The organism is Moorena sp. SIO4A1, assembly GCF_010672065.1.
In the GTDB taxonomy this organism is placed as follows: domain Bacteria; phylum Cyanobacteriota; class Cyanobacteriia; order Cyanobacteriales; family Coleofasciculaceae; genus Moorena.
The window spans coordinates 7,927-28,767 of sequence record NZ_JAAHHX010000033.1 but is presented as its reverse complement, the minus strand read 5'-3'; the positions used below and the strand labels follow the sequence as shown (position 1 = coordinate 28,767).

Genomic DNA, 20,841 nt, shown 5'->3' with positions numbered 1-20,841 from the left:
CTGATGGTGGAATGGGCATCTTGCCTGTTCCCACTCTTATCATTATCGGGGAGAAAAATTAGTGGACAGCCGAAAATACGCCCCAGCAACCCAGCGCAACCGGGAAGCAATTTTACAAGTACTTTTAGAGATATTACCAGCCACTGGCACAATTTTAGAAATTGCTAGCGGTACCGGAGAACATGCTATCTATTTTGCACAACAGTTAAACCCTCGAAAATGGATTCCTTCCGATATTGATGCTTCCCTTCGTGAAAGTATCATCGCCTGGGCTAACCATTCCCCTAGCGACAACCTTTATCAACCCCTTGATATTGATGTCAGTCAGCCGGTTTGGAAAGTAGAAACGGAAATACTATCAGAAATACCAGATATTGTAGCGATGGTGAATATTAATATGATTCACATTTCGCCTTGGTCTACTTGTCTAGGATTAATCGCAGGTGCTGGTCGTATCCTTTCATCAGGAGATATTCTATATTTATACGGTCCCTACAAACAAGGTAATAAACACACTGCACTTTCCAATGCTGATTTTGACTCCTATTTACGACAACAAAACCCAGAATGGGGAGTACGTAATTTAGAAGATGTTGTAGAGGTTGCCAGTAATCATAATCTCATCCTTGAAAAAACTTATCAAATGCCAGCTAATAATCTTTCGTTAGTATTTAAACATACCTAAGTAAATAAAAATAATCGTAGGGTGGGCAGTGCGTAATATAAATTTCCAAGCCTGTAGTAGCTTTGATAAGCACTGCCCACCAACAGTAAATAAAAATAATCGTAGGGTGGGCAGTGCGTAATATAAATTTCCAAGCCTGTAGTAGCTTTGATAAGCACTGCCCACCCTACATCAACTACTCCCTACTCCCTACTCCCTACTCCCTTACGATCAAAATTGCTCAGGATCAATATTAATATAGATATCCTTCAACTCAGAATAGACATCCAAGGCTTCTGTGCCTGGTTCACGGGTACCATTACCGGATTGCTTGAGTCCACCAAAGGGCATATGGGGTTCACTGCCATAAGTACCGGCATTCACTACAGCTACCCCAGTTTGGACTTTCTCACAAAACCGTACTGCACGGTGGATGTTGCGAGTGTGAATCGAAGCAGTTAAGCCATAGGGAGAATCGTTAGCAAGAGCAAGAGCTTCCTTAAAGTCTTTGACCCGGTAGAGACTAGCAATCGGACCAAATAATTCACATTGAGAAATTTCTGCGTGGGGGTCTACATTCTCTAGCAGGGTCGGTGCCATATAGAAACCAGTAGCATGGTCAGGGTCCTTTAAGCGATCGCCTCCCACCAACACCGTTGCTCCTGCTTGCTGTGCCTGTTTCACCGCTGCAATCATGTTAGTCAACTGTTGCTCATTAATCACTGGACCAAGGTCATCCTGATCAGTCGGACCTAATTTTAATTCCTTAGTTTTCTCCACTAATTGGTCACGGAATTGATCATAGATGCTGTCAAAGACAATGATTCGACTAGCAGAAGCACAACGTTGACCAGCATTACTGAACACTGAGAGTAAGGTCCACTTGATGGCATTGTTCAAATCCGCATCATCACACACGACCAAGGGATTCTTACCCCCCAACTCCAGGGATACCCTGCCAAAGCGCTCCCCAGCTACCCGTTGCACAATTCGTCCTACTTCTGTAGACCCCGTAAAGCTAACCACAGCCACATCATTATGAGCAACCAAGGGAGCGCCCGCTTCTTCACCATATCCCTGAATAATATTGAGGACACCAGGGGGTAACCCAGCCTCTTGAGCAATTTGTCCAACTATCCAAGCAGTGGCGGGAGTGTCTTCTGCTACTTTTAATACCGCGCTATTGCCACAAACCAGTGCTGGAAAGATTTTCCAGGCTACATTAGCAATGGGAGTATTGGCCGCAATAATTAATCCAGCGACTCCCAGAGGTTGACGCACAGTCATGGCATATTTATTAACCACACCGCTGGTAGTGGTGCGACCATACAACCGTTGTCCTTCACTCGCGTAGAATAATCCTAATGCGATCGCACCGCCAGTTTCTCCATAAGCTGAACCATAGGACTTACCGGTTTCTGCTGCTACTATCTTGGCAATCTCCTCCTGACGGGCTTTCATCCCTAGGACAATCTCGTGTAAGATAGCACCCCGTTGTACCGGGGGAGTATCAGCCCAAGCCGGTTGAGCCTGTTTAGCTGACCTTACCGCTTGCTCAATATCTGCTGCTCTTGAGCGAGCCACCTGACATAGCACTTGACCATTAGTGGGGTCTAGCTTATCAAACCATTCTCCTGTGACTGCTGCTATTTGTTGACCATCAATCCAGTTCAAGACTTGGCTCGGTAAATAGTCTTGTGCCATTATTTTTTACCCCTTGAGGGAACAGGGAGTAGGGAACCAGTCTAATCTACCACACGGTAAAACCGCCATCGACTCGGAGTTCGATACCTGTGACATAGGCAGAGGCATCGGATGCCAGAAACACTAATGGGCCAAGTAAATCCTCAAACTCGGCCATCCGTCCTAGAGGAACGCGATCGCAAAATTGACCTTTGAATTCCTCATCCTGTCCACCCAATACTCCTCCCGGAGAAAGGGCATTAACCCGGACACCAAAGGGTCCCCAGTGGGTAGCAAAGTACCGGGTTAAATTCACCAGTGCTGCCTTCGATGCCCCATAGGCAGGGGGTTTCAAAAAAGGAGGGTCGCACTCCAGATGCTCATAAAACCGGGCATCGGGAGATACGCTCCCATACAACGAACCGATATTAATGATTGAACCTCGTCTAGCTTCCACCATCGGGCTACCGAAGACTTGGGTCACCTGGAATGCTCCCAAGACATTCACCTCAAACACCTTGCGGCAAATCTCTAGGGGGATCTCGTCCAAGCTATAGGTTGTCACTGGACCAGGAGGTTGGTCAATCCCAGCATTGTTGACAATCACGGCAGGAATGCCCATGTCAGTCAGGATGCGATCGCGGATTGTAGTCATGGAAGTGCGATCGCATATATCACCCCGCTCCAAACACAAACGAGTCTTGGGATAATGCCCTTGAAGTGTCTCAAAGGAGCTTGGCACCTGAGCCAATGGTAGGTCTATCCCCACAACCGTTGCGCCAGCATCCAGTAATGCCCGACTCCACACCGGTCCAAGTTTACCTAAGACTCCAGTCACAATAGCGATTTTGCCAGAGAGGTCAAAATAGTTCACAAAGCCAACAACACCCTACACAGCAACCTGTTCAACATTTTCCACCAACCCAGCCAACGTAATCGACTCATCCACCCTTAGGGGTTTGGTTAAGACTTTACCAATCACATTGTCCAATTCATAGGGGGGTAAACCATCCCCTGGGGATTTCATCGCGATATCCTCTGGCCTTAAAACATGTCCTGCAGGTAAATTATCCGCAGCCACCAGTTTTTTCCCCATCTTGAAGTAAGCAGGACGTTCATTCAGGTGTACTTTCTTCACCCCATCCCCAAAGGCTTGGCGAGTGCGTCTGAGGTCTCTTACCATCTTGCGCAACCCTGTCGGTTCTAACGAGAAAGCATGGTCTGTTCCTTTCATCGCCCGGTTCAGGGTAAAGTGTTTCTCAATCACACGAGCCCCGAGAACATAAGCCGCCACTGCCATAGCGATACCGTTGTCATGGCTAGATAGACCAATCACAATATCACCGAACAGTTCCCGATAAGTTTCGATCACCTTCAGGTCAAGTTCTTCAAAGTCCGCTGGATAGCTTGCCGTACATTGGAGGATACACAACTGGGGATTAATCGGCATAATCGCATCGTAAACCCGTTGCACATCTTCTAAAGTAGCTGCACCGGTGCTAACGATCATCGGCTTCTGGAATTGGGCAACATGTTTAATTAGGGACAAGCTCTTAAGGTCTCCAGAAGCGATCTTATAGGCTGGCATATCCAACTCACCCAAAAAGTCCGCACTCGGAATATCAAAAGCAGTAGAGAAAAACGTAATCCCTACTTCTTCAGCATACTTTTTCAGTTCCTGATATTCGTAAGCACCAAATTCTAGAAACTCCCGATGCTCACCGTAGGTCAAACCAAAACTATTTTCATGGTCATAAGGTCTGTCAAAAGCAGCTTTAGTGTAAAGCGTACGATTGTCTCGTTTTTGTAACTTTACCGCATTTGCTCCGCATTCCTTAGCAATCCGGAACATTTCTTTACACTTTTCCAAGCTACCTTGATGGTTATTCCCAATTTCAGCAATTACAAAGCAATCGCTATCATCATTAATTTCAAAGCCATTAATAGTCAGTCTTCGGGACATTTTACACTCCTACAACCAATAAATTCCTATCGGTTTTTCACCACTGTCCAATGGTTTACCATTAATTAGCTAGGATTTCAATACGTATTTATCTTTTTCTCAGCATTTAGCCGTCAGCCGTCAGCCGTCAGCCTTTAGCTGATAACTGATAGCACCTCAAGTAGCGTGGCACAGGCTTCTAGCCTGTGATTTAGTGCATTAGCTGATAACTGTTCGCGTAGCGTGCGCGTAGCGCTTAAGCTTACCGCTGATAGCTGACCGCTGATAGCTATCAGGATAACGGCTCGACTTGAAATGATCTCGGTCGTAGATATCCTGGACAATGTTGAATTAAGTGATAACTTTTACCTTGAGTAGTCATCGGATCAGTGATACTAATATACCGACTGGTCATGATATTGTGCCAATCCCGAGGGATGAGATTCCAGAAGATCGGTTGGTCTGAATTGTAGTGTTGATCAAACCCGATCCCTTTACGAAACAATGCCCAAAGATACTTTTTCAGTTGCCATAACCAACCTGCTTTAGCATACTTTGAGTACCGTTCCGCATAAAGGGCTTTATACTGCTTTTGCCTCTCCATCATTTGGGCATATTCTGGAGAATTAGGATCCGAACTCCAATTCCGGTAATGATGAATAGCAATTTTTTTAGTATAAACGATATCATTCCCTGAAAATAAAACTTTCGTGGTCAAATCCGGATCAATCCCATAATCTCGAAATACTTCACAGAATCCACCCACCTGTTTTAATACTGAAGTTCTCAGCACACCTTGGTTAACATTTAATACACCAACTACTGAAACACCACCGATGTAAGGGGCACTCACGAAGGGGCCTTGTTTATCCCTGACTTTCAGAGCTACCATCCCGATCTTCGGCTTTTCCTCAAGTATTTTTACCGCCGTATCTAGACCCTGGTTAACGATTACATTATCATCACTGACCCAACACACATAGGGAGTATCTACCAGTCTGAACACATCATTATAGGCTTTAGCTTGACCAAGCTTTTCGCCCACCAAAACCGGAATCACCTGTGGATTTTCCGATGCGATCGCATTTAAGTACTCAATAGTGCCATCATCAGACCCCGCATCAGTTACATAAATTTTTGTAGGGGTTGATGTTTGTTCAAGAATACTAGTAATACATTGCTTCAGAAGACTCAATCGATTATAGGTACCAACAACAACAGAAAGTTTCATGGTTCCTTCACTCCTCACCTTCACTCTTAAAAATTAACGTAAGCATTCAGCTATCAGCATTCAGCGGTCAGTGGTCAGTGGTCAGTTGTGGCACAGGCTTCCAGCCTGTGACTTAACTCAGATTAAACCAATGCTTACCTGTTTTATTAAAAAGCATCTCAAGTAGCACCATCTGTAGCGCATAAGCTGATAGCTGATAGCTGATAGCTGATAGCTTGCACAACCCTAACGGACATACAAACAATGGCAGAATAATGGCTGTCCAGACTTGATAGAATTAATTTGATTTTTAATTCCCGCAAATCGGTAACCTAACTCTACCAAACAGTCATGTACCTCTTCAAATAATGGTTGTTCCTTATACAGAGGAACAAATGACATTTCTACCAGAACACATCGCCCTAGGGAAAATAGCTTTTTTCCTCCCTTAATCACTTTATCTTCAACCCCTTGGACATCAATTTTTATAAAAACATCTCTCTCCAATTGATCAGACTCTAATTCTGACTGTAATAGGTCATCCAGGGGGCAAACCTTTACTTTAATTTCACTTTCTCCTGATGTCTGTGGAAATTCCTTCTTACATAGTTCGCTTATGCGTAACATCGAAGAAGCTGGCCCGTATGAATTCTCATAAAAGAACTCTTCTCCTTCATAATCCGACAAAGCCACATTAAAAATTTTTAGATTAGGAATCTTAGCCGCTTTTCCTTCTAAGTCTGATAGATAAGATGGCAATGGTTCAAATACATAGGTCTGTTTAGCATTGAAGTAACAGGCTAAAAATTCTGCAAAATCCCCATTATTTGCTCCAATATCAATCACCGTCTTAATCGAATAGGTTTCACGAACCCATCGCCATATATCCCGTCCTGGGTCCGGACTCGCTTCCACAATTTGTTTGTAGTCTGAAAGCCTTAGCAACTTTAAATTCATGGACGCTAACAGACGATTTACCAACCGACTAATTTCCTGTTTCACCGAAGCCATTTATTTATTTATTTACTCCTCGACAACTTAATAAACTAAGTTCATAAACTGGTCTGCTGTTCTAGTTTTGTCCTCATAGAACCTAGTTACTCGTCTCCGGAGATCCCGCTTATATCGATGATAATAAATTCCTTCCCATCGCTGCAAGTAAGCCTCTCGGTCATGGTCTAAAACAGCATTGTTAGTCTGGCGAACCGCTTCATTGCTATCATAATAATGTTCAACATAAGCCCCTGGACAATCTACAATCTCATAATTAAGCTCCCACATCTTTAAACAGAGATCCCCATCAGCTTTATAAAAGATATATCGCTCTTCATCCGCCCAGTCAACTGCTGCTAGCGCTTCTTTTAAGTACATACCATGATTAACAAACAGCTTGCCACCAAGGGTATGTTGTACATAGTATTCTTGATCCTCTGGCCAATTCCGAAAATAGAAAGCTACTCCCCCTATTTTGATGCCAGCTTTTTCCACCTCTTCAAACTTATCCAGCCCTAAATTAACCGCATTTGGTAATAGCAGACAATCATCACTGATCATCAAAATATATTTCCCTTTAGCTGATTTAAAGCCAAGATTCATAAAATACCCCCAACTGCGGCGCTTGAGTGGCTTTCCTTGGAATTCCCCTCGGTTATGTTGGATGATAGTAATAATATCTTTCTGCTGAATTAGCCATTCTAAAGAACCATCCGTTGACCCCCCGTCAATCACAATGATTTCATAGGGAACGCGAATCTGATTATCTCGAACACTTTGAATCGCTTTTTCCAGTAAAGGTCTACGGTTATAACTCCCTATCACCACCGAGACCATGCACGTTTTATCAGAGGTAACTACTGGTTTAGCTAAAGACTTTAATATCTTCAAACGACTCAATTGTCCTGGATTAGCTAGTCCTGGATTAGCTAGTTGAATAGGAGACTGAGTCAATGAGCCGTGATAAAACTTTTTGACTTGACGAAAAGGCTTAGCCAGAATTTTGATATAGTTCATAAGGCACTCCTGAACACACCTGTATGGAGCCATCACCAAGCTATTGAGCTTAACCTGATTTGGCCGTTATAGTGTCACCCTCGGGGATAATGATATCAAACTATCCCATTATTTATGTTATAATACCAGCTCGTTATGGATATATAAATCTAAAAATTTTTAGATTATCAAAGGGAGCAGGAAGCAGTGCGTAGGGTGCGTTAGGGGCGCGCCTTGCCATCATATTCAACGTCGTAGCCAGTAGCCCCGTAACGCACCACCAAAAGGCTCGCCCTGATTTTCCGCCTCTTCGCGCCTGGTTGGGATAGTCCGTCCGGAAATTGATCACGGGCAAGATGCCCGTTCCACCCCTGATGCCGGAAATTGATCACGGGCAAGATGCCCGTTCCACCCCTGATGCCCGTTCCACCAATCTAGACGCGATCAATTCCCAACCGTTCCGCTGGATAGATAAAAGGAGAACCAGACAAGATTCCATCACAGATAATATCCAAACCTGGATCTGCACCAGGAAGTAATTGCTCTAGGCTAGTAATATTCAGCTTCACGTAAGGATTTTCAGATATGGGTTCGGTAAATTGTAGGGGAATCATCCGTCTGAAAAAGAAATGGTAGGCGTACATCCTGGCTCGTTTAAGGGCATTGGCATCCAACCGTTCACCAAGGGGTAGCTGATCCAAGCACTGGAAATACTCCTCTGCGGTAGAGGGATCCATAGTAATTCCCTTATCTCGGATCCAAGCTTCACCACCAACGATCACCGGAATGCCTACACTGGTCAACTCTACTCCAGTTTTTGTCCCATAAATAATCACCGAATCGCACTGCTCCATCGCTGCGTAGGTACTCACAGGACTTTCTGGAGGAATGATGAAAATATTTTTAGGCAATTGAGACCAGACCTTCTTGATTTCTGGCAACAAAGGTTGGCGAGAAGGCAACGTTCCCCGAATCTCTGCCGGATGAATCCGAATCAGCAGTTGTAAGTCAGGACGTTTAGCAAAATACTCAATCGTTTGGAGTACCCACGTTAGCATATTGGGGAAAGCTAAGCCACGATAGTGCAACTGGGCATCCCACATTACATTAGTGAGCATCCCAATCACTGGCTGGTTCAGGTCAAGCCCCATCTCCTCAGCATTTCGGCTAAATTCTTCATCAGGTTTTTCATGAAACCAAATCCAATCCCGAGTGCCCTGCCATCGACTTTTCAAATACTGTAGGATGTCATCTGTCATTGCCTCAGTCCAAGGCATGGTTTCCCAGCCATGGAGAGGCTCACTGAGCATAGTGTGATGATAAGTGTCTCCGTGGCTAAAAATAAAGCAACGCTTACGATAGGCAATAGCCCAGTTAACCACCCGCACTTGGCGTGAGCGACACACCTCACCAATGATGCCATGAGGTAAGTAGATGCCATGATTGAAGCAAGCAGCCTTAAAATTATACTTAGACAGTAGCTTACTGATAGCATACGCAGTCAGCAAAGCCCCTTCAAAATATCGACGCACCACGATTTCACTCTTGGGTTCGTTATCTAGATTCCCACTGGTAAAATAGCGCAACGCCCCAGCATAGGCATGTTCACCTATATTCCAGTTGCCCAGGCAATAGTTTTCAATCTCTGATAGCCTTACGTGTGCTGCAATTTGTTTGGCTTCTTGCCTATCAAGCCCAGTGAGCAGTTCACTAAAGACATGGTTCGTCAACTGCAACGGTTGATACAGATAACGACCGGTTGCGAAACAGTTTTGGCACTTGATCGTTTCTAAATCATAGTTTTCAATCCTTTCTTGAGGTGTATCCAGTTTTTGAAGATTGAGGCAGGCAGGCAGAGAATGGTCACACAGGAGAGTATGAACCTCTGCTCCTCTGAGGGTAAGGGCTACTGCTAGTAGACTTTCTGGTAGTGACAGTGGCGCTAATCCCCCTACGGTAGTTGCCATTAGCACCTGAGGTCCCTGGTGAGACCGTTGCTTGGCTTCTCTCCAGAGGGAGGGGTTAGTTTCGATAACAGGTCGCCAATCTAACAAGTTACTTTGCCCTAGTTGCCAAGAAAGTAAGGGACTTGGCTCTAGTTCGTCAGCACTAGTCAGAGACATATAATCAAGTCAGATACTTACTTCTCAAGGGATTATACCAAGTTCCTACTCGACAAATTTCCCTAAACTATGATAAGAATATACACACCGAAACAGAACGGGTGCGCTCCGGAAGCGAACGCGCCGTAACCAAAAGTGCGGGGTGGGAACACGACAGGGCGAATTTCTTCGCAGTATATGTTATGGTTCTAAAAATGCGCATCTAAGAACCAGTGGGGAGGCTAACTTGAATCCCTATATATATATTCGGTTCTATATCTTCGGTTCTATATCTTCGGTGTATAAATTATGACCTTATCCCTCAAGGCTAACACCGCACGGTGGCAATTCCAGCGCTATTGGGAGTTGCTGTATATATTAACAGAGCGAAATCTGAAGGGACGTTATCGAGGATCGCTTCTGGGAGTATATTGGTCTTTGTTAAATCCTTTGATTATGACAGGACTATATACAGCAATTTTCGGTGCTACCTTTGCCTCCTATTATGACAACTCAACCATTAACTATATTCTGGCTGCTTTTACTGGGTTGCTTGTGACTAACTTTTTCTCCGCTTCAACCAACCAAGCATTAGTCAGTGTAGTTGGCAATGGTGCCCTGTTGAATAAAGTTCGTTTACCAATAAGTGTCTTTCCGGTTTCAACCATTGCTGCTAATGTGTTTCAGTTAGCTGTTGGCAGCTTTCCTCTCCTAGCTATTGTCACGTTGCTTACTTCAAAAAGTGTAGTCAATTTGCTAGCGTTGAGTCTTCCGTTAATCGCCTTAATTTTGGTTAGTATCGGCATCGGGTTTCTCGTCAGTGTTCTCTATGTTTTCTTTAGGGATTTACCTTATTTCTATGAATTAGTATGCTTTGTGATCTGGATTAGCTCTCCAGTCTTTTATCCAGCAGCAATTGTCCCAGAGGCGGTTAGACCCTTTTTGTTTTTAAATCCTTTATTGCCGATTATTGAAAGCATTCGACAGATTTCTTTGTCAGGAGGTTTGCCAAATGTAGGGTTAATTGGACACTCATGCCTAAGTGCCATAGTAATTGTATCCTTAGGCTGGACTTGCTTTCGAGTTTGGCAGCCTCACTTCATGGATTTGTTATAGATGACAGAAGAAGTTATTAGACTCGATCGGGTTTCATTGTGGCGAAGAACCCAAGAAGAGTTTTCCTATGACCTCAAAAAAACTATAATATCATTTTTGGAGGGAAAATACCGCAAACCTTCCAGGAATTTAGTCCTTGATGATATTGATCTAGCAGTAAAACCTGGGGAAAAAATCGGCATCATTGGACCGAATGGTTCAGGGAAATCAACCCTACTTAAAGTTATCTGTGGAATCTTACAGCCGACAGGGGGTCAGGTATGGATAAGAGGTGAAATCGCTCCGATGATTGAACTAGGAGCTGGATTCGATCCCGAACTTTCCGTAGTGGATAACATCAAACTCTATGGCGTGATGCTAGGTTTCTCTAAACAAGAGATGAAACAGAGAACCCCATCGATTTTGGAGTTTGCTGAGCTACAAGACTACAAGTTAATGCCAGTGAAGGGATTATCCTCAGGGATGTCAGCGCGGCTAGGCTTTGCCATTGCCACTGATGTACAGCCAGATATTTTAATTTTAGATGAAGTGTTATCCGTAGGGGATCAAAGTTTTAGAATTAAGTGCCAGCGACGCATGGAAAGATTTTGGGAGGCTCATGCCACTGTTTTAGTGGTCTCCCATGATTTATCCTTTGTGCGCCATTACTGCAAGCGGGTGATTTGGTTAGACAAAGGCAGGATAAAGTTAGCGGGAGAGAGCAATGAGGTAGTCGATTGTTACTTGAATAGTGTTACCGAAGTGGTTTAACCTTAAAAAAAGTTAAAAGTTTTAAACAAACGTTAAAAGCTTAAGGTAAATGAAAGATGGTAATCTGAGCAGTTGGAATATAGTTAAACCCTATAGTTAAACCTGTAAAACCAGTATTATCACCCTGATAGTGATAATTCCGAGGAGGACGTGTGAGGATTTCAATTATAACTGTATGTAAAAATGCTGAGCGATTTATAGAGCGAGCGATCAAGAGTGTCGTCTCTCAGACCTATGAGGATATAGAGTACATTATTATTGATGGCAACTCCCAAGACAAAACTAAGGAGATTGCTCATAAATATAGTGATCAGATTAGCCGATTTATTAGCGAACCTGATGGCGGTATCTATGAAGCAATGAATAAGGGAGTTAGGTACTCGTCTGGTGAGTTTATTGCTTTTATTAATTCAGATGACTATTATCTTGATAAAAAGGTCATCCAAGATACCGTTAACTTCCTGTTGGCAAATCCCTCCTGTGATTTTTTGTATGGAGACCTAGAGGTTAGAGAGCAATCTGGGTCTACCATTTTAGTGAAACCTCCCTTGCCTGAAGACGTAGCTGATGAACTGATCTGTGGATGTTTGCCTCACCAAGCCAGCTTCTCCAGAGCTAACTTGTTTTTCTCTAAAATAGGGCTTTTCAATGAACGCTACAAAATATCATCGGATTATGAATGGTTTCTGAGGCTAATCCAGAATGAGACTGTGAAATTGTGTTACTATCCTCGGACAATCGCATCCTATTATGCAGGGGGACTTTCTAGTCAGTTAAGAAAATCTCTACCTGAAGCCCATAGTATTCAGAACCAATGCCCAATGTATAAAGATTCCTACTGGTTGAACAGAAGAATCCTAAAATATCAGGAATTCATCATTAACCTCAGAGAATGGCTTCAAAACGCCGAAAACGGTAGAAATACACTAAATTTCAACTATAAAGCCCTTGAAAACAAATATCAAGCCATTGAAACGGAATACCATGCCCTGAAGCTTGAATTAGAGCAAGCCCGGGCGAAAATTGCTCAGATTGCCAAAATTGCTGAGATGGAAAGCGGAATAAATCAGAATGGAAAAAGTGGTAATATCAAACTCAACTTGAAAAATTTGGAACAAGTCTGATTAGGATAGTACCTTAGACTAACAGATTAGACTAACAGGTTAGAAAGACTAACAGGTTAGAGGTTATCTCTTGCCAAAGTTATTGCCAAGTTTTTTTCAGGTTTGTGTGAGGAGCTGTGTCATATGCCAAGTAATAGGTCAAAATCAGAACTAGATTATGTGATTGCTCCTGAGATTAAAGACGATGATTTTTATAAAGCGATTCAGAGGATAGCTCGGGAAGAAGATATCAAGACGGTTCTAGAAATCAGGTCTTCATCCGGTGCGGGAAGCACCGAAGCGTTTGTGAAGGGACTCCGGGAAAACCCGTCTAATCCAGTGTTATTCTGTATGGAGGTTTCACAACCTCGTTTTGCTGAGTTAAAGGAACGCTATCGGCAGGACTCTTTTGTCAAGTGCTACAATATTTCATCAATTTCCCTAGAGCAGTTTCCTAGGGAATATGAGGTTAGGAAATTTTATCATTCCCATCGTAGCCCTCTAAATAATTACCCTCTTGAACAAGTCTTAGGTTTGCTTCGTCAAGATATCGATTATGTTAGGGAAATGGGAACCTCTGGAGATGGGATTGAAACGATTAAGCAAGAAAACCAGATCGAGGATTTTGATCTAGTCTTAATCGACGGCTCCAAGTTCACGGCTCAGGTTGAATTGGATCAGGTTTACGGATCAAAATTTATCCTACTTGATAATATTTGTACCTACAAAAATTATAGTAATCACCATCGGTTATTAAGAGATAAAAACTATAAACTGATTGAGCAAAATGCTTCTGTGCGCAATGGTTACTCCATTTTTGCTAAAGCGGATAGCCCTCATTCAGCTGAAAAGTCAGGTGAAGCCTCAACCCCTCTTCCAATCAATTTTTTTACGATTGTTATCAATGGTGAACCCTTCATTCGCTATCATATTGACGTCTTTAGTAAACTGCCATTCCGATGGCATTGGCACATTATTGAAGGTGTAGCGAAATTGAAGCATGATACTGCCTGGAGTTTAGCTACGGGTGGGTATGTCAGTGATGAAATTCACCATAATGGTCGTAGTATTGATGGCACCACAGAGTATCTCGACCAACTGATGGAACGCTACCCTGACCAGATCACCGTCTATCGCAAACCTGATGGGGTTTTCTGGGAGGGCAAGCGAGAAATGGTGAATGCTCCCCTTGAGAATATCCAACAAGAGTGTCTGTTGTGGCAGGTAGATGTGGATGAGTTGTGGACAACTGAGCAAATCTGTAAAGCCCGACAGATGTTCATCGACCAACCTGACAAGACGGCTGCTTTCTTCTGGTGTTGGTATTTCGTTGGAAAAAATTTAATTGTTAGCAGTCGCAATTGCTATACACAAAACCCCAAACAGGAATGGTTGCGTGTGTGGAGGTTTCAACCGGGAGCTGTCTGGGCAACCCACGAACCCCCAAGGCTAGTCCAACCGTCGTCAACTAATCAGTCAAATCAGTCAGCTAATCATGGGCAAGATGTAGCAAGCATCAATCCATTCCTACATCGAGAAACCGAAGCACAGGGACTGGTCTTTCAACATTTTGCTTATGTAACACCGGAACAATTGCAGTTTAAGGAGAGCTACTACGGCTACCAGAATGCTCTGGCCGAGTGGCAGGGACTACAGCAGCAGTCTGAATTTCCGGTTTTTCTGCGTCAACATTTATCTTGGGTTGAAGATGAAACCCTGGTTGAACCGGCGGATATCTGTGGTATAGTGCCGATTGCTCAGAAGGAGCCTGACGGCGAAAAATGGCAGTTTTTGCAACTGGAAGAATTTCAGCAACAAACTATGAAGATTGAAATACCATTCCCCCAAATTGTGGTTGATGGGGTATTTTTCCAATTTTTTCCTAACTCTGGGATTTCCCAAGTCTGGAAGTCTTTGCTAGAGGAATGGGCAACTAATGGCTTTGCTGACCATGTGATTGTTTTAGACCGGGCTGGAACGGCTCCGAGGATTCCTGGAATTCGCTATCGCCCTATTCGAGCTTACGATTACAACAAAACGGGAGCAGATGCTGACTTGTTGCAGGAAATCTGTGATGAAAAGGGGGCTGATCTATTCATTTCCAGCTACTATACCGCACCCCTATCTACTCCTTCTGTATTTATGGCTTATGACATGATTCCAGAGGTGATTGGTGCCAATCTTAACGAAGCAGGTTGGAAAGAAAAGCATTACGGTATCTTACACGCTTCACGTTATATTACGATCTCTGAAAATACGGCTCGAGATCTGATTAAGTTTTTCCCCCATATTTCCCCGTCCAAGGTAACGGTAGCTCACTGTGGGGTCAAAAAGGTTTTTTCCCCGGCAAGCGATGATGATATCAATGAGTTTAAGACTAAATTCAAGGTGACCAAACCTTACTTACTCTTAGTAGGAGAAAGAACTGGTGTTAATGGCTATAAAAACGCTATCTTTCTGTTCAGAGCATTATCTAAGCTGGTGGATAAGGAAGAGTTTGGGGTAATTTGTGTCGGTGGTAGACCTGAGTTAGAACCTGAGCTAGCTGCCCTGGCAGAAGGGATAACAACGATGGTTCTGCCCCTGAGTGATGAAGAATTAAAAGTAGCGTATTCTGGTGCGATCGCTCTGGTTGTCCCCTCTCTGTACGAAGGGTTCGGATTACCAGTTACCGAAGCAATGGTTTGTGGTTGCCCTGTAATTACCTGTCGTCACTCCTCTCTTCCTGAAGCAGCTGGGGAAGCAGCATTGTATGTGGATCAATCTAATGTTTACGAGCTGATTGATGCGCTCTACAAAGTTCAAAACCCAGAGGTTCGTAACCCGTTGATTGCTGATGGGTTTGAACACGCGAAGAAATTTTCCTGGTCAAAGATGGCCGATACCGTGGTAGAGGTTCTGGTCGAAACTGCCAAGACCATCAAAAATGATGGTACTGGTCTAGGTTCCCCCCTTTGGGGAGAATTCAGGAAGTTACAGGCTCAAATCCAAGAACAGCTACCCCCAAGTCCGTCCCCAATTCAAGTTCAGCCAACTCAGCTTCCGTCAGGAGATCTCGAACAGCAATTGATGTACGCAGAGGCTCAACTTCAACAAAAACAGCGGGCACTTCAAGAAGCGGGGTCAACTCTAGCGGCAATGGAGTCCAGTAAATTCTGGAAACTGCGGGTAGGCTGGTTTCGACTAAAACCTCTGTTAGTTCCAGTAGTTAGTCTAATTTTAGGGATCAACTTACTACTGCTATCTACCGCTATGTATGCTGATAGGACTCTAGTAAAACTAACCTCATTCGTTTCTCCTGTCCAAGGAAATCTATTCTTTTCTCTTGGCGGTAGTTTGTTGTCCATTGCACTAATGTTAGGTATGGTGGGCTATCTTGGCTATATGAAGCCTCAGGTTCTCCGCAGGGTCAGAATTGTCATGGGTAGTGGGGGATTAGCGTTGATAGGTTTGACGGTACTACAGAATATTAACCTGTTGTAGATAACTGCCTAGTTTTCCAAGTCTTAATTCTTAAGACCCTTTATTTTTATTCCCTCTCTGGGGACTTAATTAAAAAAAGGCTTTTCAATCCGGACTTGTGATCAGACGTAAGTTCGAGCTAATTTATCAACACCTCCCTACAACAACAAGATGACACAAACGTTAAGACATATCTGTTGGTGTGGAAATACTGAGCTAACTGAATTTTCCCCCGACTACTTGGCGTGCTCTCAATGTGGCACTCTAGTGTCAAAAACTGGTTTGAGGGCTGAGCAGCTCCGTATAAAGGATGATAACCATGACTTCTACGGTAAAGAGTACTGGTTGTCTTATCAGACCGAGCATTATGGTTTTCCTGATATTCGTCAACGAGCCCGTCAAGACTTACCAGAGCGATGCCTCTACTGGCTGCGTACTCTGATGGCTTATAAACTACCGCCAGCCAAAGTGCTTGAGTTAGGTTGTGCTCATGGTGGCTTTGTGGCAATGATGGGCTGGGCAGGTTTTGAGGCTATGGGTCTGGAGCTTAGCCCTTGGGTTGTGGAATTTGCCCAACAGACATTCAATATGCCCATTTTGTCAGGACCGCTCGAGGATCAGCAGCTAGAACCAGAATCTTTTGATGCTATCGTACTCTACGATGTCATGGAGCATCTACCTGATCCAGTGGCTACCATCAGCCATGGGGCATCTCTTCTCAAGGAAGATGGTATTTTCATTGTCCAGATGCCAAATTATGAAGAGGGTAAAACCTATTCAGAGATGGTTGCTCAAAAGGATCATTTTTTAAAGCTAATGCAACCTATTGAGCATATCCATCTTTTGAGTCGGCGAGGGGTGTCGCAATTCTTTAAGAACCTCGGTTTTGAGTTTCTGCAATTTGAACAACAGTTGTTCGACTATGATATGTTTTTCGTAGCTAGTCGGCAGCCTTTTGTTCCCTATACTGATGAGCAAATTAGTTACTATCTGCTCAAGAGTCAATCTGGGCGAATGGTTCAGGCATTACTGGACAAATCCTCTGACTTTAATAAACTCAAATTTCAGTATCAAAACATCCAAGTTCAGTATCAAACTATCGAGACTAGGCGTGCTGAACTTCTGAAGATTATTGAGCAACAGGGTCAAGAGATAGCTTCCTTGCGCTCTCAGGTCAGTGCAACTGTCACAGACCTCCAGCAGACTAAATCACAATTAATCCAAGCCCACTCAGACCTTCAACATACTCAGTCACAATTAAATCAATCAAACTTAGACCTTCAAGATACTCAGTCACAATTAAATCAATCAAACTCAGAAAATGAACAAACTCAATCACAATTAACCCAAATACACTCAGAACTTCAGCATACTCAATCACAATTGGCACAGTCACAGGAAAAAATTCAGCATTTTCAGCAAAATCAATTACAGCAGATTCAGAACCAACTGAACGAAGCTAAGGCTAAGTTGAAGGTAATTAATGTAGAAATTGCGGCCATGAAGACCAGTAAGTTTTGGAAATTGCGATCGCTCTGGTTCAAATTTAAAGGGTTTGTCGGTTTACCTACAGATAACGAATAAAATTTTCAATAATTAACGTCAGCTAAAATAGGAGTTTAATCATGGTTGATCAGCTGCTTGAGCAAGTTGTCAGTGCTAAGGAATCATTCAACAGTTATGAGACGGTAAAAGAAGCTGTTGAAACCATTGATGGTTTCCTAGTTCCTGGCCAAGAAGAGTTCTTATTCAATAAAGTGAAGTCCCTCCCTGAGGATGCTCTTATTGTTGAAGTTGGCTCTTATAAAGGAAGGTCTACGGCAGCTATGGCGTTTGCCTGTGTAGGGACTAATCGCAAGATCTACTGTATTGATCCATGGATAGGGCAATGTCACGACATACCAGAAAAGAGTGTCTTTGAGGTCTGGAAAGAAAACCTTGATAAATACCAACTGACTCCTTATATCAAATCTTTTCAGGGATATTCTTTAGAAATTCTGAAGCGTTGGGGTGAATTAACTGGAGAAAAGACGATTGACTTTGTTTTTATTGATGGTTCTCATGAATACTTAGATGTGCTGACGGATTTTGGGTTATTATTACCCCTGATGAAAGTTGGAGGATGGATGGCTTTTCATGATGTTGTTGAAACTTGGCCTGGATCCAACTATCTATGGCATGATATTGTCAAATTTCGTCTTACAGACCACGAGTACTCAACGACCCTTGCCTGTGGTCGAGTTAAAACGACTCAAGAACTCTCCAAGGAGTTACAAGAACTTCATGAGTTGCGGACATTGCTAGTTCAATCACAACAGCTTCAAGATAGCGGAATCCTAGAATTGCAAGAAACTCAAACTAAACTTCAACAAACTCAAGAGCAATTACAACAAACTCAAAAGCAATTGCAACAAACTCAAGAGCAATTACAACACGCCAACGCCAAAGTAAAGCTAGGTCAAACTAAACTTCAACAAACTCAAGAGCAATTACAAAATGCCAAAGTACAGCTAGTTCAATCACAACAGCTTCAAGAGAGTAAAATTATAGAACTGCAACAAATTCAAGACGAATTACACCACACCAAACTAGAAGTTGCGGCCATGAAGACAAGTAAGTTTTGGAAATTGCGAACGCTGTGGTTCAAATTCAAAAGGTTTGTTGGTATCCCTACAGATAACGAATAAAATTTTCGGCGTTGCTTAATGATGGTATAATTTTAATCTCTGTGACCCCCAATCTTGTTGGTCACGGGAGCAGGGGGATTTAAGCAGCAAGAGACTAATGCTTTCAATAACTCATCCTTGAGTTCAGCAACGCCAAATTTTCAAGGATCAACCTTAGGAAAAAACGGAACCTGGTGAAACTATTGACAGTGCAAAGGTTATAAGCCAATGAACTGTCAAAACTGCCAAAGTAATAAGCTTCTAAAATCCTGCTAACAGACCAGGGTCAAGTTTTTGCTCTACTGAATCTGTTTACGAGGAAAACTAACAATTTTTTGATAGTCTAAAGGGTTAAAAAACCGCTCAGGAGTAAAGGGAGGAGAAAAGGCATCATTGACTAAATCTTCACGCACATAAAATCCATTGGCAGAATATAATCCGCAACCTACTAACACCATCCCCTTACTGCGAGCTAGGTTATCTAAAGCTACAAGAGAAGCTCCATAAGCCGTAGCATTACCATCCCAGCGATAATTAGGGTCATAGGGCATGATCCATTCTTGAGGTGGTGGATAGGCAGGATTATGCTCTAAACAAACAACTCTAGGTTGTATAACCGAAATAGCCTCATAAACGTAATAGTCATTACTATCAATATCCACTGACAGAAAATCAATTTCTCCAGTAATACCACCCCTTTCAATTAAATCATTAATATTTTCGGCGTTAACTACCGCTTCGATAAATTTTAAGCGACCTTCCCCGATGGCATCTTTCTGATTGGCTGGAATAGCTTGTGCATAGTCTGGATAGGATTCTAGCCACAATCCTGTCCATCCCTTTTCTAAAAGATAACGACTATTGTTTTCTTCTCCTGTTTCTGCTCCAAACTCCACAAAAACCTGGGATTTTACACCAATTCTATTAAAAATTTCCTCTATAATGCCGTCTTCATCCGATTGAGAATATATCTTAAATCCAAAATGCTCTAACCTTCGTGGATCATCCCCTGCTTGAATCTTGCGGTCTTGTTGAATTTGTTCTATAACTGAATCCTGTTTATTCATGACTGTATTACCTTAAAACCCAACCAAATTTTTGGTCACTAGTTATCATTGGTTGTATTATACATTAAATGTACCTCACATCAATCTAAATACTACCGTGTTCGGGGTTTGATTAGCAACTGATACTGCTGAGAAACTTATAGCGGTGTCCAGGATTCATGACCTAATTGAGCGATAACCATCCAAAGTCAGTTGAGCAGTCTTTTGCCATGTTAAAAGCTTAGCACGTTGCCGTCCTTTCTCAATCTATAGATGCCCGGTGTTCTGAGTCTTCTACAACTATTTCCATAGTGTTAACTAGTCCATCCACAGAATCTGGCTCAAATAAACTAGCTGCATCTCCTACCAATTCAGACAAGGAAGAGGTTAAGCGGAAGATAACTGGACATTGGCATTCCATTGGCTCTAGGGTGGGCAAACCAAATCCCTCATAGCGGCTGGTATAAATTAGGGCTTGGGCGTTACGATATAGGGTTTTGAGTAATGAATTGAGCAGTCAGAGTTTTAGTTTTTCTATGGAATTACATGCTCAAAAGTGCTTGGATTCAATTATCTTTTTCCAGTATTTGCTTTAAGAATTGCTTTATTTTTATCCTTACACCCCCCCCGAGTCTCCGGATTATCTTAAAGGGATGAGAGTTGCTTCCCTTATCCAGTAGACTTTCTAGGAAACTTATCGCCCCCGCATATCTACGAGGAAAACTAACAATTTTTTGATAGTCTAAAGGATTAAAAAAGCGCTCAGGAGTAAAGGGAGGAGAAAAGGCATCATTGACTAAATCTTCACGCACATAAAATCCATTGGCAGAATATAATCCACAACCTACTAACACCATCCCCTTACGGCGAGCTAGCTTCTCTAAAGATACAAGAGAAGCTCCATAAGCCGTAGAATTATAATCCCAGCGATAATTAGGGTCATAGGGCATGATCCATTCTTGAGGTGGTGGATAGGAATGATTATGCTCTAAACAAACAACTCTAGGTTGTATAACCGAAATAGCCTCATAAACGTAATAGTCATTACTATCAATATCCACTGACAGAAAATCAATTTCTCCAGTAATACCACCCCTTTCAATTAAAT

17 protein-coding genes and 1 pseudogene are annotated in these 20,841 nt (G+C 42.9%); 8 read left to right on the top strand and 10 right to left on the bottom strand.

Annotated elements, in window-relative coordinates; genetic code table 11:
* The first annotated feature begins 61 nt into the window (after window positions 1–61).
* Together F6K53_RS21340 and F6K53_RS21335 are read left to right on the top strand one after the other, a co-directional pair.
* Window positions 62–685, top strand: a complete 624-nt coding sequence (locus F6K53_RS21340; RefSeq protein WP_293069748.1) for a DUF938 domain-containing protein — start codon at window positions 62–64, stop codon at window positions 683–685.
* Window positions 686–798: 113 nt separating this feature from the next.
* Complete coding sequence (locus F6K53_RS21335) at window positions 799–921, top strand: hypothetical protein (RefSeq protein ID WP_293043963.1); 123 nt, start codon at window positions 799–801, stop codon at window positions 919–921.
* Here F6K53_RS21335 and F6K53_RS21330 read toward each other — a convergent pair.
* The 7 genes from F6K53_RS21330 to F6K53_RS21300 form a co-directional block, all read right to left on the bottom strand.
* Window positions 896–2,368, bottom strand: a complete 1,473-nt coding sequence (locus F6K53_RS21330) for an aldehyde dehydrogenase family protein (RefSeq protein ID WP_293069750.1) — start codon at window positions 2,366–2,368, stop codon at window positions 896–898. The two genes, F6K53_RS21335 and F6K53_RS21330, sit on opposite strands and share 26 nt — an antisense overlap.
* A gap of 46 nt (window positions 2,369–2,414) precedes the next feature.
* The gene (locus tag F6K53_RS21325; protein ID WP_293028617.1) at window positions 2,415–3,221 is read right to left on the bottom strand and encodes an SDR family oxidoreductase; all 807 of its coding nucleotides are present in this window, start codon (window positions 3,219–3,221) and stop codon (window positions 2,415–2,417) included.
* Between the two features lie 15 nt (window positions 3,222–3,236).
* Entirely contained in the window at window positions 3,237–4,310 is a 1,074-nt protein-coding gene (locus tag F6K53_RS21320) for an N-acetylneuraminate synthase family protein (RefSeq protein WP_293043957.1), read from the bottom strand.
* Between the two features lie 271 nt (window positions 4,311–4,581).
* Window positions 4,582–5,520: a glycosyltransferase gene (locus F6K53_RS21315; protein ID WP_293082142.1), complete on the bottom strand. Its 939-nt coding sequence runs from the start codon at window positions 5,518–5,520 to the stop codon at window positions 4,582–4,584.
* 225 nt (window positions 5,521–5,745) lie between these two features.
* Window positions 5,746–6,510, bottom strand: coding sequence for an FkbM family methyltransferase (locus F6K53_RS21310; RefSeq protein ID WP_293069752.1), 765 nt, complete (start codon window positions 6,508–6,510; stop codon window positions 5,746–5,748).
* Window positions 6,511–6,537: 27 nt separating this feature from the next.
* A complete protein-coding gene (locus F6K53_RS21305) occupies window positions 6,538–7,509 on the bottom strand; it encodes a glycosyltransferase (protein WP_293069754.1) in 972 nt (323 codons plus the stop codon).
* A gap of 413 nt (window positions 7,510–7,922) precedes the next feature.
* Window positions 7,923–9,611: a capsule biosynthesis protein gene (locus F6K53_RS21300; RefSeq protein ID WP_293082139.1), complete on the bottom strand. Its 1,689-nt coding sequence runs from the start codon at window positions 9,609–9,611 to the stop codon at window positions 7,923–7,925.
* Window positions 9,612–9,899: 288 nt separating this feature from the next.
* Here F6K53_RS21300 and F6K53_RS21295 point away from each other — a divergent pair, with 288 nt between their 5' ends.
* The 6 genes from F6K53_RS21295 to F6K53_RS21270 all read left to right on the top strand — a co-directional run bounded on the left by F6K53_RS21295 (window position 9,900) and on the right by F6K53_RS21270 (window position 18,708).
* Entirely contained in the window at window positions 9,900–10,706 is an 807-nt protein-coding gene (locus F6K53_RS21295) for an ABC transporter permease (protein WP_293020438.1), read from the top strand.
* Window positions 10,707–11,456 carry an ABC transporter ATP-binding protein gene (locus F6K53_RS21290; RefSeq protein WP_293069758.1) on the top strand — a complete coding sequence of 250 codons (750 nt, stop codon included), beginning with the start codon at window positions 10,707–10,709 and terminating at the stop codon, window positions 11,454–11,456.
* A 152-nt stretch (window positions 11,457–11,608) separates the two neighbouring features.
* Window positions 11,609–12,580, top strand: coding sequence for a glycosyltransferase (locus F6K53_RS21285; protein ID WP_293020440.1), 972 nt, complete (start codon window positions 11,609–11,611; stop codon window positions 12,578–12,580).
* 123 nt (window positions 12,581–12,703) lie between these two features.
* Window positions 12,704–16,042: a glycosyltransferase gene (locus tag F6K53_RS21280; protein WP_293082136.1), complete on the top strand. Its 3,339-nt coding sequence runs from the start codon at window positions 12,704–12,706 to the stop codon at window positions 16,040–16,042.
* Between the two features lie 150 nt (window positions 16,043–16,192).
* Window positions 16,193–17,605, top strand: a complete 1,413-nt coding sequence (locus tag F6K53_RS21275; RefSeq protein WP_293069762.1) for a methyltransferase domain-containing protein — start codon at window positions 16,193–16,195, stop codon at window positions 17,603–17,605.
* 41 nt (window positions 17,606–17,646) lie between these two features.
* On the top strand, window positions 17,647–18,708 hold the full coding sequence (locus F6K53_RS21270; RefSeq protein ID WP_293069764.1) for a class I SAM-dependent methyltransferase: 1,062 nt from the start codon (window positions 17,647–17,649) through the stop codon (window positions 18,706–18,708).
* A 278-nt stretch (window positions 18,709–18,986) separates the two neighbouring features.
* Here F6K53_RS21270 and F6K53_RS21265 read toward each other — a convergent pair whose 3' ends face one another.
* From F6K53_RS21265 to F6K53_RS21255, 3 genes and pseudogenes are all read right to left on the bottom strand, one after another.
* Window positions 18,987–19,754 (bottom strand): hypothetical protein, encoded by a 768-nt coding sequence (locus tag F6K53_RS21265; RefSeq protein WP_293069766.1) that lies wholly within the window; start codon window positions 19,752–19,754, stop codon window positions 18,987–18,989.
* Between the two features lie 241 nt (window positions 19,755–19,995).
* Window positions 19,996–20,202 carry a glycosyltransferase gene (locus tag F6K53_RS21260; RefSeq protein ID WP_293069786.1) on the bottom strand — a complete coding sequence of 69 codons (207 nt, stop codon included), beginning with the start codon at window positions 20,200–20,202 and terminating at the stop codon, window positions 19,996–19,998.
* Between the two features lie 97 nt (window positions 20,203–20,299).
* A pseudogene (locus F6K53_RS21255) lies at window positions 20,300–20,841 on the bottom strand (hypothetical protein); the annotation flags it as partial.